Annotated in this window: 11 protein-coding genes; 9 read left to right on the top strand and 2 right to left on the bottom strand. The window is 61.3% G+C overall.

What is annotated here, in order from left to right:
- Positions 1-2: 2 nt before the first annotated feature.
- On the bottom strand, positions 3-791 hold the full coding sequence (locus tag ACZ9IL_RS07985) for an energy transducer TonB (protein WP_476003033.1): 789 nt from the start codon (positions 789-791) through the stop codon (positions 3-5).
- 460 nt (positions 792-1,251) lie between these two features.
- Here ACZ9IL_RS07985 and ACZ9IL_RS07980 point away from each other — a divergent pair, with 460 nt between their 5' ends.
- From ACZ9IL_RS07980 to ACZ9IL_RS07955, 6 genes are all read left to right on the top strand, one after another.
- Positions 1,252-4,461: an alpha-amylase family glycosyl hydrolase gene (locus ACZ9IL_RS07980; protein ID WP_476003032.1), complete on the top strand. Its 3,210-nt coding sequence runs from the start codon at positions 1,252-1,254 to the stop codon at positions 4,459-4,461.
- Between the two features lie 592 nt (positions 4,462-5,053).
- Entirely contained in the window at positions 5,054-5,689 is a 636-nt protein-coding gene (locus ACZ9IL_RS07975) for a YitT family protein (protein ID WP_476003031.1), read from the top strand.
- Between the two features lie 257 nt (positions 5,690-5,946).
- Positions 5,947-7,410, top strand: coding sequence for an IMP dehydrogenase (gene guaB, locus ACZ9IL_RS07970; RefSeq protein ID WP_476003030.1), 1,464 nt, complete (start codon positions 5,947-5,949; stop codon positions 7,408-7,410).
- A gap of 83 nt (positions 7,411-7,493) precedes the next feature.
- Positions 7,494-9,083 carry a glutamine-hydrolyzing GMP synthase gene (gene guaA, locus ACZ9IL_RS07965; protein WP_476003029.1) on the top strand — a complete coding sequence of 530 codons (1,590 nt, stop codon included), beginning with the start codon at positions 7,494-7,496 and terminating at the stop codon, positions 9,081-9,083.
- A 588-nt stretch (positions 9,084-9,671) separates the two neighbouring features.
- Positions 9,672-11,027, top strand: a complete 1,356-nt coding sequence (locus tag ACZ9IL_RS07960; protein WP_476003028.1) for a leucine-rich repeat-containing protein kinase family protein — start codon at positions 9,672-9,674, stop codon at positions 11,025-11,027.
- Positions 11,028-11,232: 205 nt separating this feature from the next.
- Entirely contained in the window at positions 11,233-11,880 is a 648-nt protein-coding gene (locus ACZ9IL_RS07955; protein WP_476003027.1) for a thiopurine S-methyltransferase, read from the top strand.
- A 281-nt stretch (positions 11,881-12,161) separates the two neighbouring features.
- Here ACZ9IL_RS07955 and ACZ9IL_RS07950 read toward each other — a convergent pair whose 3' ends face one another.
- Positions 12,162-14,936: an insulinase family protein gene (locus ACZ9IL_RS07950; RefSeq protein ID WP_476003026.1), complete on the bottom strand. Its 2,775-nt coding sequence runs from the start codon at positions 14,934-14,936 to the stop codon at positions 12,162-12,164.
- Between the two features lie 161 nt (positions 14,937-15,097).
- Here ACZ9IL_RS07950 and sixA point away from each other — a divergent pair, with 161 nt between their 5' ends.
- The 3 genes from sixA to ACZ9IL_RS07935 all read left to right on the top strand — a co-directional run bounded on the left by sixA (position 15,098) and on the right by ACZ9IL_RS07935 (position 17,025).
- Positions 15,098-15,565: a phosphohistidine phosphatase SixA gene (gene sixA / locus ACZ9IL_RS07945; protein WP_476003025.1), complete on the top strand. Its 468-nt coding sequence runs from the start codon at positions 15,098-15,100 to the stop codon at positions 15,563-15,565.
- 133 nt (positions 15,566-15,698) lie between these two features.
- Positions 15,699-15,905: a DUF1107 domain-containing protein gene (locus ACZ9IL_RS07940; RefSeq protein WP_005324080.1), complete on the top strand. Its 207-nt coding sequence runs from the start codon at positions 15,699-15,701 to the stop codon at positions 15,903-15,905.
- 199 nt (positions 15,906-16,104) lie between these two features.
- Entirely contained in the window at positions 16,105-17,025 is a 921-nt protein-coding gene (locus tag ACZ9IL_RS07935; protein WP_476003024.1) for a DMT family transporter, read from the top strand.
- The last annotated feature ends 17 nt before the right edge of the window (positions 17,026-17,042 follow it).

Here is a 17,042-nt window from a genome sequence, read left to right as displayed (position 1 = left end):
GCTTATGCCCCTAACTTGAAAATAATGGTGACCCCTGTCCAGGCAGCAACGGCGGTATTGTTCTGCTTGGCTGGAATGAAGCGCCAACGGCTGACGGTCTTGCGGGCGACCATGTCCAGGCGTCGATGGCCACTGCTGCGCTCAACTTCGACCGACTCGGCGGTGCCCTCTTTGGTGACGCGTACCTTCAATACCACGCGCCCTTCTTCACCCCGTCTGCGCGACTCCTGGGGGTAGGGGGGCTCGGGGTTGTTCAATCTGGCATCCCGTGCGATCGGGGCGCTGCTGCCGGCCCCGGCACCCGTTTGGCGGGCCTTGGTCGGCGGCGCATGGGCGCCACTGGTGCTCGGATTCGTGCTAGTGGCGGCCGTCTGCGGGGTCGCGGGCGCGGATGGCGCCACGACCGGCGCGGCTTTGACCACTGGCGCAGGCTTGGTGACCGGTACTGGTCTGGGCTTGGGCGGAGTAGGGGCCGGCTTGGGTATGGGTTTCTTGGCGACCGGCTTGACCACCTTGGGCGGAACCGGTGTCGGCTTCTTCACCACGGGTGGCGCAGGGACGGCCGCTGGTGCCGCCGGTTTGGCCGGTGCGTCATCGATGTTTGACTCGCCGGCCCAGCGGGCAGACAAGGTGATGGGTTCGGGTGGCTGGATGGGGTCGGGGCGGGTGCTGTAGACCAGCCACAGGATGGCGAGATGCAGCGCAATCGCGGCGACCAGACAAACCAGCTGAGCAGGGCCAAACGGCAGAGTGTCACGACAGGGTGCTGGCCTCGATATGCAGGCGTCCATCACCCTTCTTTCTTCCAGATCGTCATATTCATACTCAAAAAACGTAATGGTGCAGGCGCCAGAACAGGGCCCAAGCGCCCAAGAATGCGACATTTCACGGACGCAAACAAGAAACATTATCAATCTTACTTTAATCGTATGCGCAGAGGGTCGGAGTGACTCCCAAAAGAGGGGCGGTTCGGTTCTGTTTCATCGACAGGGAGGGGAGATCGCCCCGGTCGGTGAGCGAGTCCTCGCCCTTCGTCTGCCCAGCAATGCCGGCGCAGAAATGAAAGCGCTATCAATCACATCTCGCCGATATCGAAGTCGATTGTGGTCACATTCCGCACGATTTAGCCGTGAATCCGTTTTTTTGCGCCCTAGACTGGCAGGGCTCATCTGAAGGCGGGACTGTAGCGGATGGGGGAATGCCGGGGCACACCGGCGTCACACACAAAACAATGAAAATAAAGGACTATCAATGGCTAGATGGATAATCGCGGCCGGATTGTTGGGGACACTCATGGCCTCGCCCGGCGTAACGGCGGCTGAGTGGTTCTTCCGCGGCACCGCGAACGGGTGGGCGGCGACCGCCATGGTCTCGACCGATGGCGTCAACTTCGATACCTGCCAGTTGTTCCAGAGCGGGGATGCCAGCGGCGGCCCGCGCTTCAAGATAGACAGATACGGCAACTGGCAACAGAGCTACCCGGCGGCCGACAAGCTAGTCAATGCCAATACCCACTATCAGATCCGGATCAATGCCGGCACCCAGGCCATCACCGCCACGGCGGTCGACCGCTGTGCGGCATCCGGTTTTGCCAAGAGCTGGCCACAGATGCAGGTGCGCGGCACCTTCAACGGCTGGGCCAGCCTCCCCATGGCGCTGGTAGCGGATCACCTGTGGCAGGCCGAGGCCTACATGGATGGCAAGGCCAGCCAGCGCCTCAAGTTCGATCAGGCCGGTGACTGGGTAACCAGCTTTGGCGACAGCAACGCCGACGGGGTGCTCGAGCGCAGCGGCGGCGACATCTTCTGGAGCGGGACCGGCACGGTGCGCTTGCAGGTCAACGACGAGACCCTGGCCTACAGCATCACCCCCTTCGGCGACGACAACCAGCCACCGCTGGCGGTCATCACCCCGGGCGGCACGGTGCGGGTCGCGGTGGGGGACGCCTTGACCCTGAGCGGCAGCGACTCCACGGATCCCGATGGTCAGATAGCCAGCTACCTCTGGAGCAGCGGCGAGACCACCGAGAGCATCGTCGTCAACACCAGCCAGACGGGTACCTTCACCTACGGCCTGACGGTCACTGACGATCAGGGGGCCAAGGCCAGCAGCAGCGCCAGCGTGGCGGTGGCGACCCCGCCAGTCGGCGACAACTGGTACTTCCGCGGCACCCCCAACAACTGGGGCCTCACCGCCATGACCAGCCAGGACGGGGTGATCTTCTGTACCGAGCAGGCCTTTGGCAGCAGTGATCCCCGCTTCAAGGTGGATCACAAGGGTGACTGGACCGAGGCCTATCCGGCCCAGGACTACAAGGTGACCGGCAACACCCGCTACCGCATCTGCTTCGATGCCCAGCGCAAGGCGCTGGACGTGGCCCCGGTTGCGGGCGCGGACACCCAGGCACCGACGGTCAGCGCGAGCCCGGCCTCCGGCAACTATGCCCAGGCCCAGTCCATCACCCTCACGGTGAGCGACGACAAGGACAGCGCGCCCAAGGTGTATTTCACCCTGGATGGCAGCACCCCCACCACCGGCTCAGCCCTCTATAGCGGGCAGGTGTTCAGTGCCAGCGACAAGGGCAGCGGCGCCGATCTGGTGATCAAAACCCTGGGCGTTGATGCTGCCGGCAATCGCCGTGAGCAGAGTTTCAGCTACTACATCGGCGATCAGGCAGTGGCTGCGGGTGATTTCCGCGGGGAGAGCATCTACTTCCTGCTGACCGCCCGCTTCTATGACGGGGATGCCGGCAACAACTATTACAACCGGGATCGCTACAAGGCGGGGGACCCGCACTGGCGCGGTGACTTCAAGGGGCTCATCGGGAAGCTCGACTACATCAAGGATCTCGGTTTCACCGCCATCTGGGTGACGCCGCCGGTGGAGAACCGATCCGGCCTCGATTACCACGGCTACCATGCCTACGACTTCTACCGGGTCGATCCCCGACTGGAGTCGCCGGGGGCGGGTTACCGGGAGTTTATCCAGGCGGCCCATGCCAAGGGGATCAAGGTCATCCAGGACGTGGTGATCAACCACTCCAGCCAGTACGGCCTGCGCGGCAAGACCTGGATCGATCGCCTGCCCGTCAAATACTATGTGCCGACCGGCTCCAAACAGGGACTGATCAACAACGGCCCTTACCAGGGCAACCTCGGGGATTACGCCAGCGCGAACCGCTGCGATGATGACAACCCGGCGGCTCCGGACTGGTACAAGGCGCGCTGTCAGTCCGATCCGGAAGGGCTGGTGCCGCTGGTGGATCCCAAAACCGGCAGCACGGTGCCGAGCGCCGGCTACAACCCCAACCGCTTCTTTGGCATCGACGCCCAGACGCTGGATCCCGCCTGGTATCATCTTGACGGCTTCATGTCCGGCGGTGACTGGGAGAATCCGCTCTCCCTGCAGCGCAAGCACATGGCGGGGGACTGCATCGATCTCGCGACCGGCAACCAGAACGTCAAGGACTACATCAATGGCGCCATCCACCAGTACCTCGACATGGGGGTCGACGCCATCCGCATCGATACCCTCAAGCACATCGAGCGTGACGAGCTGCTGACCTATGTCCACGACTGGCAGGCCCACAAGCCGGGGCTGTTCGTGTTCGGCGAGAACCTGGTGAAGGGCACCGGCTGGGGATCGGAGATCGCCAATGACAACGCCTCGGCGGTGATCCGCCCCTGGTGGTACACCCGCACCACCCGCGATCCGGCCAACCCGCGCGCCGGCGGTGACTCCGGTCTGTCGGTGCTCGACTTCTCGCTGTTCTCCACCTTCCGTGACAACGTCACCAAGGGCAGCTTCGGCGGCGTCGGCGGGATCTTCGGCATGGACTGGGTCTATGGGGATGCCACCAAGCTCATCACCTTCTTCCAGAACCACGACGTGGGGCCGGACAACGACTTCAAGTACCGCTACGGCGGGGAAGAGGGCAATGCGGCCATGACCTACAACCTGCTGTGGACGGCGCGCGGCATCCCGACGCTCTACTACGGGGAGGAGGTGATGTTCCAGGCCGGCAAGCCGCAGGACATCGACGGTGCCACCATGACGGTGGATCAGACCGGTCGCGCCTACTATGGCGATGTGCTGGACAACCCGGCGACCGCCTCCCACCCCCTCTATCAGCACATCAAGCGCCTGAACCAGATCCGCAAGGCGGTGCCCGCTTTGCAAAAAGCGCCCATGAGCCAGGTGAGCGAGTGGGGCAGCGGCATGAGCTTCGTGCGGGATCTCGGCGCCGAGGGCAGCTACGCAGCGGTGGGTCTTACCGCCAACTCGGCCCAGCAGATCACCATCAGCGGCGTCAAGAACGGCAGCTACACCGATGCGGTGACCGGCACCACGCTCAGCGCCAGCAACGGCAGCCTGAGCTTCCAGGTACCGGCCTACTCGGCCCGGATCTGGGTGCTCGGCGGCCCCGGCAAGATAGGGAGCGATGGCAAATACCTGAAGTGATGAGGCTGGTGCTGCCCCGCCTGACAAGGCGGGGTAGCACGTCGCTGGCGTGATAACGAACCAGTACCGAGAGTCGGCCTGCGGGCCGACTTTTTCATGCCCGCTGTCTGCCCGCAGAGTGCGTAGAGGACGGGCGAGGGGATAGGGTTGCACCGAAATGAGGCGGGCGCACAAATTTGGTGCGCTCTTTCAGGCTGGTCGGCATCGAGCTGACCCTGACAATGTCGCCGCAGGTGGCTGTCAACGGCAACCCCTGCATGGCGCCAAGGCTTGTGGAACAAGGGCTGGCGGCGTGAGCCCGTGAGCCCGGGAGCGTCGCCGCGCGGCCCCTTCATCGCCAACATCGCAAATATGCTGGCTGGCCGGATCCTGCCGTTTTCAGACTGGTGTTATCGACTGGTATCAGTCTGTGTATTGGAATTTAAATTCGAATATGTGGTGTTTATCGGGCTCTTGTTTTGATTGGCGCCGTTTTTGCTGTGCTTTATCGCGGGGTTTGCCCATGGAAAGGGCAAGTCCCCCATTCCCGTCAAACACGGCGTCTCATCGGCCGCAAAAACGGGCCAGCAGTTCTGTTATTGAAAGGAGTCATATGGAAGGTGAAATGACCATGCAGCCGCTCAGCGCGAGCAAGGGGCTGGCCCATACCCTCAAGGACGATGTCTACGGCATGGTGCTCGGCATCATGTTCATCGCCGTGGGACTCAACCTGCTCAAGTGTTCCGGCATGATCACCGGCGGCATCGCCGGCATTGCGCTGCTGCTCGCCCATGTCAGCAGCCTGCCCATCGGCCTGCTGTTCTTCCTCGCCAACCTGCCTTTTCTGGTGTTCTGCTACTTCAGCATGGGGCGTGACTTCATGTTCAAGACGCTGGTGGTCAACGTGGCGCTCTCGGCCGCCACGCAAGCGGTACCGCTGCTGCTGACGGTCAGCTACATACACCCGCTGTTCGCCGCCTTGGTAGGAGGCACTTTCCTCGGCATGGGGGTGCTCTCGCTTGCACGGCACAATGCGTCGGTGGGGGGCATAGGCGTGGTGACGCTCTGGTTGCAACGCCGCGCCGGCATCAACGCGGGTAAGAGCCAGATGCTGCTCGACGTGCTGGTATTTGCCCTCTCCCTGCTCACCCTGCCGCTGCCCTTGTTGCTCTGGTCTACCTTGAGTGCACTCGCCATGAACGCCATGCTGATGAACTGGCACAAGCCGGGTCGTTATCAGGGCGGTTGATGACGGGCGAGGGCATGCTGAAACATTGCCGGTTCGTGCGCGTCGAGACCGAACCGGGACCACCGCCAAAACAGATCCTCTTGTCGTGGAAAACGGCATGGTTGCAGCTGAATTTATTGGTTTTTTGCCCCGTTGGCGGCGTTAAACCGGGCTACGTCATAAAAAATTCAAAATACTTCTTTACCAGTGGCCAATGCATGAGTAAAATTTGTCGGCAATATTTTCCACCCCCACTTCCACAACGGTGAGATATTGCCATGCTCAGGATTGCCAAAGAAGCGCTGACCTTCGACGATGTATTGTTGGTTCCAGCCCACTCCACTGTTCTTCCGAATACCGCTGACCTGCGCACCAAGCTCACGTCTGCTATCTCCCTGAATATTCCGATGATTTCCGCTGCCATGGACACAGTGACCGAAGCCCGTCTGGCTATCGCACTGGCCCAGGAAGGCGGTATCGGCTTCATTCACAAGAACATGTCCATCGAGCAACAGGCCTTCGAAGTGCGCAAGGTCAAGAAGTACGAGAGCGGTGTCGTCTCCGACCCGGTCACCGTGCGTCCCGACATGACCATCGCCCAGATCAAGGAGCTGAGCCTCAAGAACGGCTTCGCCGGTTACCCCGTGGTGACCGACGGCAATCAGCTGGTCGGCATCATCACCGGCCGTGATGTGCGCTTCGTGATCGATCTCTCCCAGACCGTCGAACAGGTCATGACCCAGAAAGACCGCCTGGTCACCGTGCGTGAAGGGGCACCTCGTGAAGAGGTGGTCGCCCTGATGCAGAAGCACCGTATCGAGAAGGTGCTGGTAGTCGATGCGGACTTCAAACTGAAAGGCATGATCACCGTTAAAGATTTCCAGAAAGCCGAGCGCAAGCCGAACGCCTGTAAAGACGAACGCGGTCGCCTGCGGGTCGGTGCCGCCGTCGGTGCCGGTGCGGGCAACGAGGAACGCGTCGCTGCCCTGGTGGAAGCCGGTGTGGACGTGCTGCTGATTGATTCCTCCCACGGCCACTCCCAGGGCGTGCTGGATCGCATCAAGGCCACTCGCGCCGCCTATCCTGACTTGCAGATCATCGGTGGCAACGTGGCCACCGGCGCCGGCGCACTGGCGCTGGTTGCGGCCGGCGTCAATGCCGTCAAGGTCGGTATCGGCCCGGGCTCCATCTGTACTACCCGCATCGTGACCGGTGTCGGCGTGCCCCAGATCACCGCCATCTCCGACGCCGTCGATGCGCTGGAAGGCACCGGTATTCCGGTGATTGCCGATGGCGGCATCCGCTTCTCCGGTGACTTGGCCAAGGCCATTGCCGCCGGCGCCAGCAGCGTCATGGTCGGCTCCATGTTCGCCGGTACCGAAGAGGCGCCGGGCGAGATCGAGCTCTACCAGGGTCGTTCCTTCAAGTCCTACCGCGGCATGGGGTCTCTCGGTGCCATGTCCAAGGGCTCAAGCGATCGCTACTTCCAGACCGACAACGCCGCCGACAAGCTGGTGCCGGAAGGGATCGAAGGGCGGGTGCCGTACAAGGGCCGCCTCAAGGAGATCATTCACCAGCAGATGGGCGGCCTGCGCTCCTCCATGGGCCTGACCGGCAGCGCCACCATCGATGAGATGCGCACCAAGGCCGAGTTCGTGCGCATTTCGGGCGCCGGGATGAAAGAGTCCCACGTCCACGACGTGACTATCACCAAAGAAGCCCCCAACTATCGGATGGGCTGACAAAACGGGGCTCTGGCCCCGTTTCTTTAACCCCTTTTTCTCCCCACGCTTTTTGTGATAAATCAGCTTGATGCAGGAATAAAATGACTAACAATATTCACGCTCACCGCATTCTCATCTTGGATTTCGGTTCCCAGTACACCCAGCTTATTGCCCGCCGCGTCCGTGAAATCGGTGTCTACTGCGAGCTCTGGGCCTGGGATGTGACCGAAGCGCAGATCCGCGAATTCAACCCCAACGGCATCATCCTCTCCGGCGGCCCCGAGTCCGTGACCGAGGCTGGCAGCCCCCGTGCCCCCGAGTACGTGTTCAACGCCGGCGTGCCGGTGTTTGGTATCTGCTACGGCATGCAGACCATGGCCGAGCAGCTCGGCGGCAAGGTGCAATCCTCCACCGAACGTGAATTTGGCTATGCCCAGGTTGAAGTGCTGGGTCAGTCCGGCCAGACCAGCGCCTTGCTGCGCAACATCGAAGACGCCATCGCCCCGAGTGGCCAGGCCCTGCTGGACGTCTGGATGAGCCACGGCGACAAGGTCACCGAGATCCCGGCCGGCTTCACCACCATCGCCCAGACTGCCACCTGCCCACACGCCGCCATGGCCTGTGAAGAGAAGAAATTCTACGGCGTGCAGTTCCACCCGGAGGTGACCCACACCCGTCAGGGTGCCCGTCTGCTCGAGCACTTCGTCAAAGACATCTGCGGCTGCGCATGCCTGTGGACCCCGGCCACCATTATCGATGACGCCGTTGCTCGCATCCGCGCGCAGGTGGGTGACGACGAGGTGATCCTGGGTCTGTCCGGCGGGGTGGACTCCTCCGTCGTCGCCATGCTGGTGCACCGCGCCATCGGCGATCGCCTGACTTGCGTGTTCGTGGACAACGGCCTGCTGCGCCTGAACGAAGGCGCCCAGGTGATGGAGATGTTCGGTGACCACTTCGGTCTGAAGATCATCAAGGTCGACGCCGAGGATCGCTTCCTGTCGGCTCTCGCGGGCATCGACGAGCCGGAAGCCAAGCGCAAGGCCATCGGCCGCGTCTTCGTGGAAGTGTTCGACGACGAAGCCAAGAAGCTGAAAAACGCCAAATGGCTGGCTCAGGGCACCATCTACCCGGACGTCATCGAATCTGCCGCCAGCGCCACCGGCAAGGCCCACGTCATCAAGTCTCACCACAACGTCGGCGGCCTGCCGGCCGAGATGAAGATGGGCCTGGTGGAGCCGCTGCGCGAGCTGTTCAAGGACGAGGTGCGCCGCGTCGGTCTGGAGCTGGGCCTGCCCTACGACATGCTCTACCGTCACCCGTTCCCGGGCCCGGGTCTGGGTGTGCGGGTGCTGGGCGAAGTGAAGAAAGAGTACTGCGAACTGCTGCGCAAGGCCGATGCCATCTTCATCGAAGAGCTGCGCAAGGCCGACCTCTACAACCAGGTCAGCCAGGCGTTCGCCGTCTTCCTGCCGGTGCGCTCCGTCGGCGTCATGGGCGATGGTCGCAAGTATGACTGGGTCATTGCCCTGCGCGCCGTCGAGACCATCGACTTCATGACTGCTCACTGGGCCCATCTGCCCTATGACTTCCTGGGTCTGGTGTCGAATCGCATCATCAACGAGATCAACGGCATCTCCCGCGTGGTGTACGACGTCTCCGGCAAGCCGCCTGCAACCATCGAGTGGGAATAAGCGGTTAACGCTGTTTTCTGCCGATAGTGCAAAACTGTCAAAAAGACGCCCTTGAGGCGTCTTTTCTTTTTCCAATCGTTTGCGCAGCAATCGGCTTCTATAGCAGGGTTTCTGCAGGTCTGATTACGATGACTCTTTTCGGGTCAAAAATCGTTCATTTCCTTGAGCTGATGGGCTTTCTCATTAAATGGGTTATTGATTTACCTCTGAAGATGATAAGAGCGTCCTATTTGAGGGAAGGTGTCGTGGCCATTTTTGATATTGAGAAAGACGAATTACTCCGGTTCTCCGATACCCAGCGCGAAGAGTTGATCGCGCACCTTGCCGAGACTGAGATAGCAGCCCATGACCATAGCCCTGCCTATGTACGTTGCGCTTGTTGCACTCTACCGGGGAGGGGTTCGTAAATCCGGATGGAAGCAGCGTCGTTGACCATCATGCACCGTCACCAAAGCAACAAAAGGGGCGATCTGTACCCCAAATTCTCTATAATGCTCCCCTTTATAACCGCCGGGCCCATGTCCGGCGGTGCCATATGGTCTGCTTTAGCGTCGCTAAGCAGGGCCACGACAAGATTGAGAAACGGTTATGCATACCCTGGCACAGCTGCGCGCTGGCGAATTGAACGGCGCTCGCCATCTGAAACTCGCTGAAAACCTGACGGTATTTCCACCCGAAATCCTGAGCCTGAAAGAGACGCTGGAGGTGCTGGATCTCACCGGCAACCAGTTGAGCTCGCTGCCGGACGAGCTGGCCGAGTGCACCAAGCTGCGCATCATTTTCTGCTCCGAGAACAACTTCACCGCGCTGCCCGAGGTGCTGGGGTCTTGCCCGGCGCTCTCTATGGTGGGCTTCAAGGCCAATCGGATCAGGGTGGTTTCCCCCCAGTCGCTGCCCGCCCAGCTGCGCTGGTTGATCCTGACCGACAACGCCATCGAGCAGTTGCCCGATGAGTTGGGTCAGTGCACAAGCCTGCAAAAGCTGATGCTGGCGGGCAACCGACTCACCGCCTTGCCAGAGACACTCGCCAACTGTCGACGCCTCGAATTGCTGCGCATCGCCGCCAACCGGCTAACGGAATTTCCTGCGTGGTTGCTCTCCTTGCCACGGCTCGCCTGGCTGGCCTACTCGGGCAATCCCTTCTGTGAGACGTGGGAGCAAGAGGCTGGTAGGGCGACGGTCGTCACCGATATCCCCTGGCGCGAGCTGACGCTGGGCGAGCTGCTGGGGCAGGGGGCCTCCGGGGTTATCCATCAGGCGCAGTGGCACTCTGATGGGGAAGTGCCTCGCACCCTGGCACTCAAGCTGTTCAAGGGTGCGGTGACCAGCGATGGCTTGCCGGGGGCCGAGATGACGGCCGCCATGGCGGTGGGCCGGCATCCGGCGCTCATCGAGGTGCAGGGGCGGATAAGCGATCACCCCTCGGGCATCCCGGCGCTGGCGATGGAGCTCATCGAACCTGATCTGCAAAACCTCGCCGGCCCGCCCAGCCTGGTGTCTTGTACCCGTGATATCTATCCGGCCGAGCTCAGGTTCACGCTGCCGGCTGCGCTGACGATGGCCTGGCGCATCGCCTCGGCCGCCGCCCATCTGCATCGGCTGGGCGTCATGCACGGGGATCTCTATGGCCATAACATCCTCCATGACGGCCAAGGTGCCGCCCTGCTTGGGGATTTTGGCGCCGCCTCGTTCTATCCAGTGAGCGATACCAGTCTGGCTTCACGGCTGATGCGGCTGGAGGTAAGGGCTTTTGGCTGCCTGCTGGAGGAGCTGCTGGCCCTGTGCCCGGCGCAGGAGAGGGATCATCCGGCGTTGTCTCAGCTGGTCGGGGATTGCCAGCAGCAAGCGGTCGCGCGGCGCCCGGACTTTGCCGACATAAGCAGGCGGTTGCATGAGGCCAGGGCACTGCTTGACTCAGACATGGCTGCTTCGATCACCCCATAAATACCGAGAGAGAGCGACATTTCATTCCCTGGGGGATGTCATGACGCTACTGCGCAGTAAAATATGCTGAAAAATAACTATCAAATAGTTGTTTACTTTGCAATCCATTATCTCGCAGAACGGGGTCGGCGCAGACGACAAGGCTTGCACCGCCTCGGTGAAGTTGTGATATTGATGCATCATTGCGAATGACGAGAGGATGAAGATGGAAGCGGCATTTTGGCATCAGCGTTGGGAAGAGCACCGAATTGGCTTTCATCAGGCCCAGTTCAATCACTGGTTGCAAACCGGGTGGGGGAGTCAACAGAGCACTGAGCCGGTACTGGTACCCCTGTGCGGCAAGTCTGGCGACATGCTCTGGCTCAATCGGCAGGGGCATCCCATCGATGGCTTCGAGCTGTCGGAGCTGGCCATCGGCCAATTTTTCAGTGAAAACGACCTCACCGAGACGGTGACCGAGGTCGGGCCTTATCGCTGTCATAGACACGGCACCCTGAGCCTCTATCAGGGGGATTTCTTCGCGGCCCCGACGCTGGAGCGCCGTTACCGGCTGGCCTACGACAGGGCTGCGCTCATCGCCTTGCCGACCCTCATGCGGCGCCAATATGCCGAGCTGATGAGTCGCCTCATCGAGCCGGATGGGCAAGTCTTGCTGGTGACGCTGGAATATCAGCCCGAGCAGCAGAAGCAGCCGCCATTTTCGGTGGGGGAGATGGAGGTGCGCAGCCTGTTCGAGCGCGATTTTGGCGTGGAGGTGCTGGGGCGATCGGCCGAGCAGGATCACCCCAAGGTGCAATCCGGTCAGCTCTCCTACTTCGATGAAGTGGCCTACCGTCTGACTCGCCGCGCCTGAGTGTCGGCCTTGAAAGCAACACGAGCGCGAGACTCTTTTTACCTCTTTTGACATAGATCAACGTGGTGGTGCAGGGCTCTGTCTAAGATGATCCTGTTTCTCAATCACTGTTGGTCTCGGCCGGTGGGCTCTGGTTATCTCGCCTGGCTCGTCATCGACTCAGTGTCTGATTTTCACGCTCATGTTCACTTTTGGCGGCTTTGGTCGCAATTGATAATGGTATTTCCAGCCGACCCGAGGGTCGGCTTTTTATTGTCCATCATCTGCTGTAGTGAAGGGGTTCAGGCGTTGAAGGTGCTGGCATTGAGCCGAAATGCCTTGGGATCGTCGATAAACTGGCCGGTGATCCGCTCGTCGTGCTCGTGGCCAAGGCCATAGCTGCAGAGGATCAGCCTGTCCGAGGTACGTGAGCGCAACTGGGTGATGAAGCGCACCAGATCGGCGCGGCTGAGCTGGCCCACCTCTTCGCAGACCCGTTCCCGCTGATCGAAACCAAGATCCTTGTTGCCGATGCTGACCCAGAGCCGCTGGCCACGGCTGCGCAGGTTGGCGTCCCGCTCGCTGAGCTGGGCCTGCAGGCCGGCCTTGCTGTCTTGCCACTGCCGCTCGGTGAACTCCAGCATGGCGATCGGGAAGAGGTCGATGAATTCCTCCACCGCATCCAGCAGGATCTGCGGCCCCGCCACCGGCGACTGGATATAGAAGATGAGGCCGGGGTGGCGGTTGAGCGGCAGGTTGCCGGCCCCCACCACGTAGCCGAGCTGCTGGCGGGTACGCAGTTCGTGGAAGAAGGTGGACGACATGATGTGATTGGCCAGGGTGAAACAGGCGAGATCCCGTGGCCGCACGGTACGGGACTGGTAGTAGACCAGCAGCGCCGAGTCCTCGTGGTCGCAGCCCTGCTCGCGAATGAGGGTGCCCCTGTCCTGGATGGAGATGAGGGGGCGGCGAGTCTCGGCACTGGGCTGGCTGTTGTCACCGAGATGGCGCTCCAGCAGAGCCGCCAGCTCCAGTGCTTCGGTCACGTCCCAGTCGCCGTGGATCAGGGTTTCCACGTGGACATTGGCAAACAGCTGGGCGACGAAGGCGGGCATCTCCTCCAGGGTGATGGTGCGCAGGTGGCGCAGCAGTTGCTCGAACGGCGGGTTGTTGGGCTGCAGCAGGCTGGTGAGCTGGTTGAACAGCTGGGAGATGGGCCGGGTCTTTGACTGGTTCTCCCAGTTGCGAATGAGCTGCTCCTTGATCTCACTGAAGCGCGCCGGATCCGGGTATCCCAGGGTGCGGTTGCCGAGGATCATGTCCAGCAGCAGCGGCTGCTTGTCGGCAAAACCATTCATGTTGATGGTGAAGCCACCCTGGTGGGCATAGATCTGGTAGCCGAGCCCCGCGAGCTCCGCCGGGTAGGTGAGGGCATTGAGGTGATCCGTCAGCAGCTCCACCGCGAGGCGGGCCATGGCGATGTGACGCGGGCTCTTGACCGCATATTCGCTGTCGATGGAGATGTAGAGGTTGCCCTTGGGCACGCCAAACAGGTGCTCGTGCAGGTGCCAGAGCCTAAAACCGGGTCTGTCGATGAGGCAGGCCGGGATGTCGGCGGGCAGGGACGGCGCCCGGGCGTCCAGCCGGTTGCTGATGAAGGGGTTGGGGCTGGGCAGGTGCAGGGCCGGATCCGGCTCGCTCTGTTTCCAGCGGATCTTGTCCGCCTCCGCGATGGGGGTGACGCTGTAGGGAGTCTGATACCAGCGGGCGAGGCGATCCGTGCTCACCTCCGGGGCCTGAATGGTCATGCGCAGGTTGTGGGGGGTGAGCTTGGCGAGGAAGCGGCGGATCAGCGTCTCGTCATACTCACGCATCATGTAGTCGCCGTGGAGCAGATCGTCCGGGGCATAGCTGAACAGGTTCAGCACCAGGCCGGAGACGGTGTCGAGCGCCCGGCCCCGTTCCTGGAAGCGAAATGCCGATTCGAGCACGCTGCGCTTCTCGTCATAGCGCCAGGCCTGCAAACCATCCCGCTCGATGAGTTTCAGGTAGCCGAACAGTTCGGCAATGATGTCGTCCACATGTTCGAGCCCGAGCGGGGTGAGGCCGAAACTCACCCCGAAGTCCTTGAAGTTGGCGCCGCTGACACCGCCACCGGCGGCGAGCTGATTGACCCAGCCACGGGCCTTGAGCAGGGAGAGCAGGCTGCCATCCCCCTCGTAGCCGATGAGGTGGCTCAGGAAGGTGAGTGGCTTTTGTGGGTAAAACGCATCCACGCTTGGCAGCGGGAAGGTCAGCGCCAGCTTGCGGCTCTCCTTGACGGGCCTGATCTGGATGCTGATGCCGAGATCCTCGAGCCGGTAGAGTGGGGCCGAGAGGGTGGGCACCCCCAGATTGCGATCCGGGATGGAGCCAAAGAAGCGATCACACCAGCCGAGTTGGGTTTCGATGGATTCCGGAGAGAGCATCACCAGTGCCATGCGATCCGCACTGTAGTGTTGTTCGTAGAATGCTATGAGATCGGAGCGCAGATCCCGGCCAGGCAGATCGGCCAGGGTATCGAGATTGCCGACCGAGAATTTGGAGAAGGGATGGGCCGGGTTGACGGTCTCTTTATGGACCTGATAGCTGCGCCGCACATCGTCTTGCAGCTTGAGGCGATACTCGGAGTCGACCGCGTTGCGCTCCTTGTCGACCCATTCCGGCGCGAAGGTGGGACAGATGAAGAACTGGGAGAAACGGTCGAGCCCGGCCTCGAAGAAGCCGTTGTCGATATCGAAGAAGAAGTTGGTGAACTCGGTCCCGGTCCAGGCGTTGTTGCTGCCGCCGTGGCGACTCATGAACTGCTGATATTCACCGGGCTTGGGGTAGGTGCGGGTGCCGAGGAACAACATATGTTCGAGGAAATGGGCCATCCCCTGGCGGTCGACGGGATCATCGAAATGGCCGGTGTTGACGGCCAGCGAGGCGGCGGATTTGTCGGTATCCGGGTCGCAGATCAGCAAGACCCTGAGCCGGTTTGCCAGCTCCAGATAGTGATACCGCCGATGGTCATTGGGACTGGCATGTGGGCTCATTAGGGCTGACTCGCGGTGAATTTATTTGAATTTAAACATGATTATCGACCCCGCTATCTCACGAGGCAAACCCTTTTCTGAGAGGTAGCGCAATTGTTTCCCTCGGCATGGCGGGGTAAGATTCTCCCGCTATTTAAACAGGCCCCTTGGGCGAGGTTGTAATGAAGATCTACATCATGCGTCATGGCCAGGCTGGCATGAATGCAAAAACGGATGAGCAGCGCCCACTGACCGAGCAGGGAATCGAAGAGTCCCTCCACATGGCGCGCTGGTTGGCCCCCCAGCTGGCGGGCTCGCTGGGCAGGGTTCTCCACAGCAACTACCTGCGGGCCAGACAAACCTGGCAGACCATAGCGCCCGAGCTGCCCGAGGCCGGCACCGTCGAAGAGAGCGGCGAGATCACGCCCTATGGCGATCCGGCGCTGGTCGCGAGCTATCTGACGGCGCTGGCGGCGCAGCACGACAGCATCCTGCTGGTCAGCCACCTGCCGCTGGTGGGGTATCTGGTGCAGAGCCTCTGTCCGGCGGCGGGTGCCCCCATGTTTGCCACCTCGGGAATGGCCTGTATCGAGTGGCAAAATGGCAAGGGGGTCTTGCTCTGGTTGGAAGGACCACATACAATACGTTAAAAGTTAATAAAAAGTTACGAATTGGTTTTTTTGGGATGAAAGAGGCGATTTTTCCGGTTTTTTATACATATTTAACGGAATTATTTCGCAGAAGCTGCTGTCATACGGATACAACTGCAAGAGGTTGCAAACGATGAGAGTATTCAAGAAGTACCTGCCGCTGATGGTGGCAAAGCATGTCAAAACCTTCTTCAAGGGACGGATTTACATTCACGGCAGGGGGCGCTTCGATTTCCAGTCGGGCTTGTTGATGATGCCATTGCAAGCCGACATTCCCCACCGCCAGACGGTGCTCGAGGTGAACGAACTCATTTCGAGGCTGCACATGGATGCGGCGTGATCCCCTCGCCAGCAGGATGATCTCCCCCATGCCCGCCATCGTGCGGGCATGATTGTTTTTGGGGCCTGCCGACGCCAGAGTGGTTCTGTTTGACGCCGTTTTTGACTGACTTTGCCGACCCCTGTTGGTGGTGCTTGCTTATCCTGTTTGCCCCTCTATACTCCCGCGAAATACCCGCCTTTTCCCTCTGGATATCGCAATGCCCCTTGCCTTTCTGTTTCCTTTCTCCTGCATGGCTATCTGGGCCGGCAACGGCATCGTCAGCAAGCTGGCGGTGGGGATACTCTCGCCGGCCGCGCTGGCCTGGTCGCGCTGGATGGTGGCGGCCATCATTCTCACTCCCTTCCTGGCACGGCGGGTCTGGCGTGAGCGCGCCAAGCTGCGGGCCGGTTTTTACCAGCTGGCGATGCTGGCGTTGCTCGGCATGGTGCTGAACCAGACCTTCGGCTACTACGCGGCCCAGACCCTGGGGGCCACCGAGATTGGCCTGATGATGGGGCTGACGCCGCTGATGACGGTGCTGCTCAGCATCTGGCTGCTGCGGGAGCGACCGACCTGGGGCGCCCTGCTCGGGGGTATCATCTCCCTCTTCGGATTGGCCATCCTGCTCGGGCAGGGGGATCCTGCCCGGCTGTTCACTCAGGGCATCCACGTCGGCTACATCTACATGCTGCTGTCGGCGGCAACCTATGCACTCTACAGCGTGCTGCTCAAGCGCTGGGATCTGGGGCTCGACAACTGGTCCATGCTCTACGGCCAGGTGCTGTGCAGTCTGCTGTTCCTCACCCCCTTCTACCTGCTGGTGGATGGCAAATGGCCCGACGGCAGCGCGCTCTGGCTCATCCTCTATGCGGGGATCCCCACCTCGGCGCTCTCTCCTTGGTTGTGGATGCAGGGCATAGCGCTGCTCGGGGCGAGCCGCACCGCCATTTTCATGAACCTGTTGCCGGTGATGACGGCGGCGCTGGCCATCAGCATGCTGGGTGAGACGCTCACCAGCTACCACCTGATCGGCGGTGGCATGACGCTGCTGGGGGTCTTGCTGGCCCAGTTGCTGGTCAAACCCGTGGTCGTGCGGCGACGGGCCAGGCTGGCGGTGGCCACTTGCCCGGAAGATTGACAGAAAAAGACCGCCGA

It is taken from the genome of Aeromonas sp. TECH754 (assembly GCF_056279295.1).
This window is presented reverse-complemented; position numbering and strand designations above follow the sequence as displayed.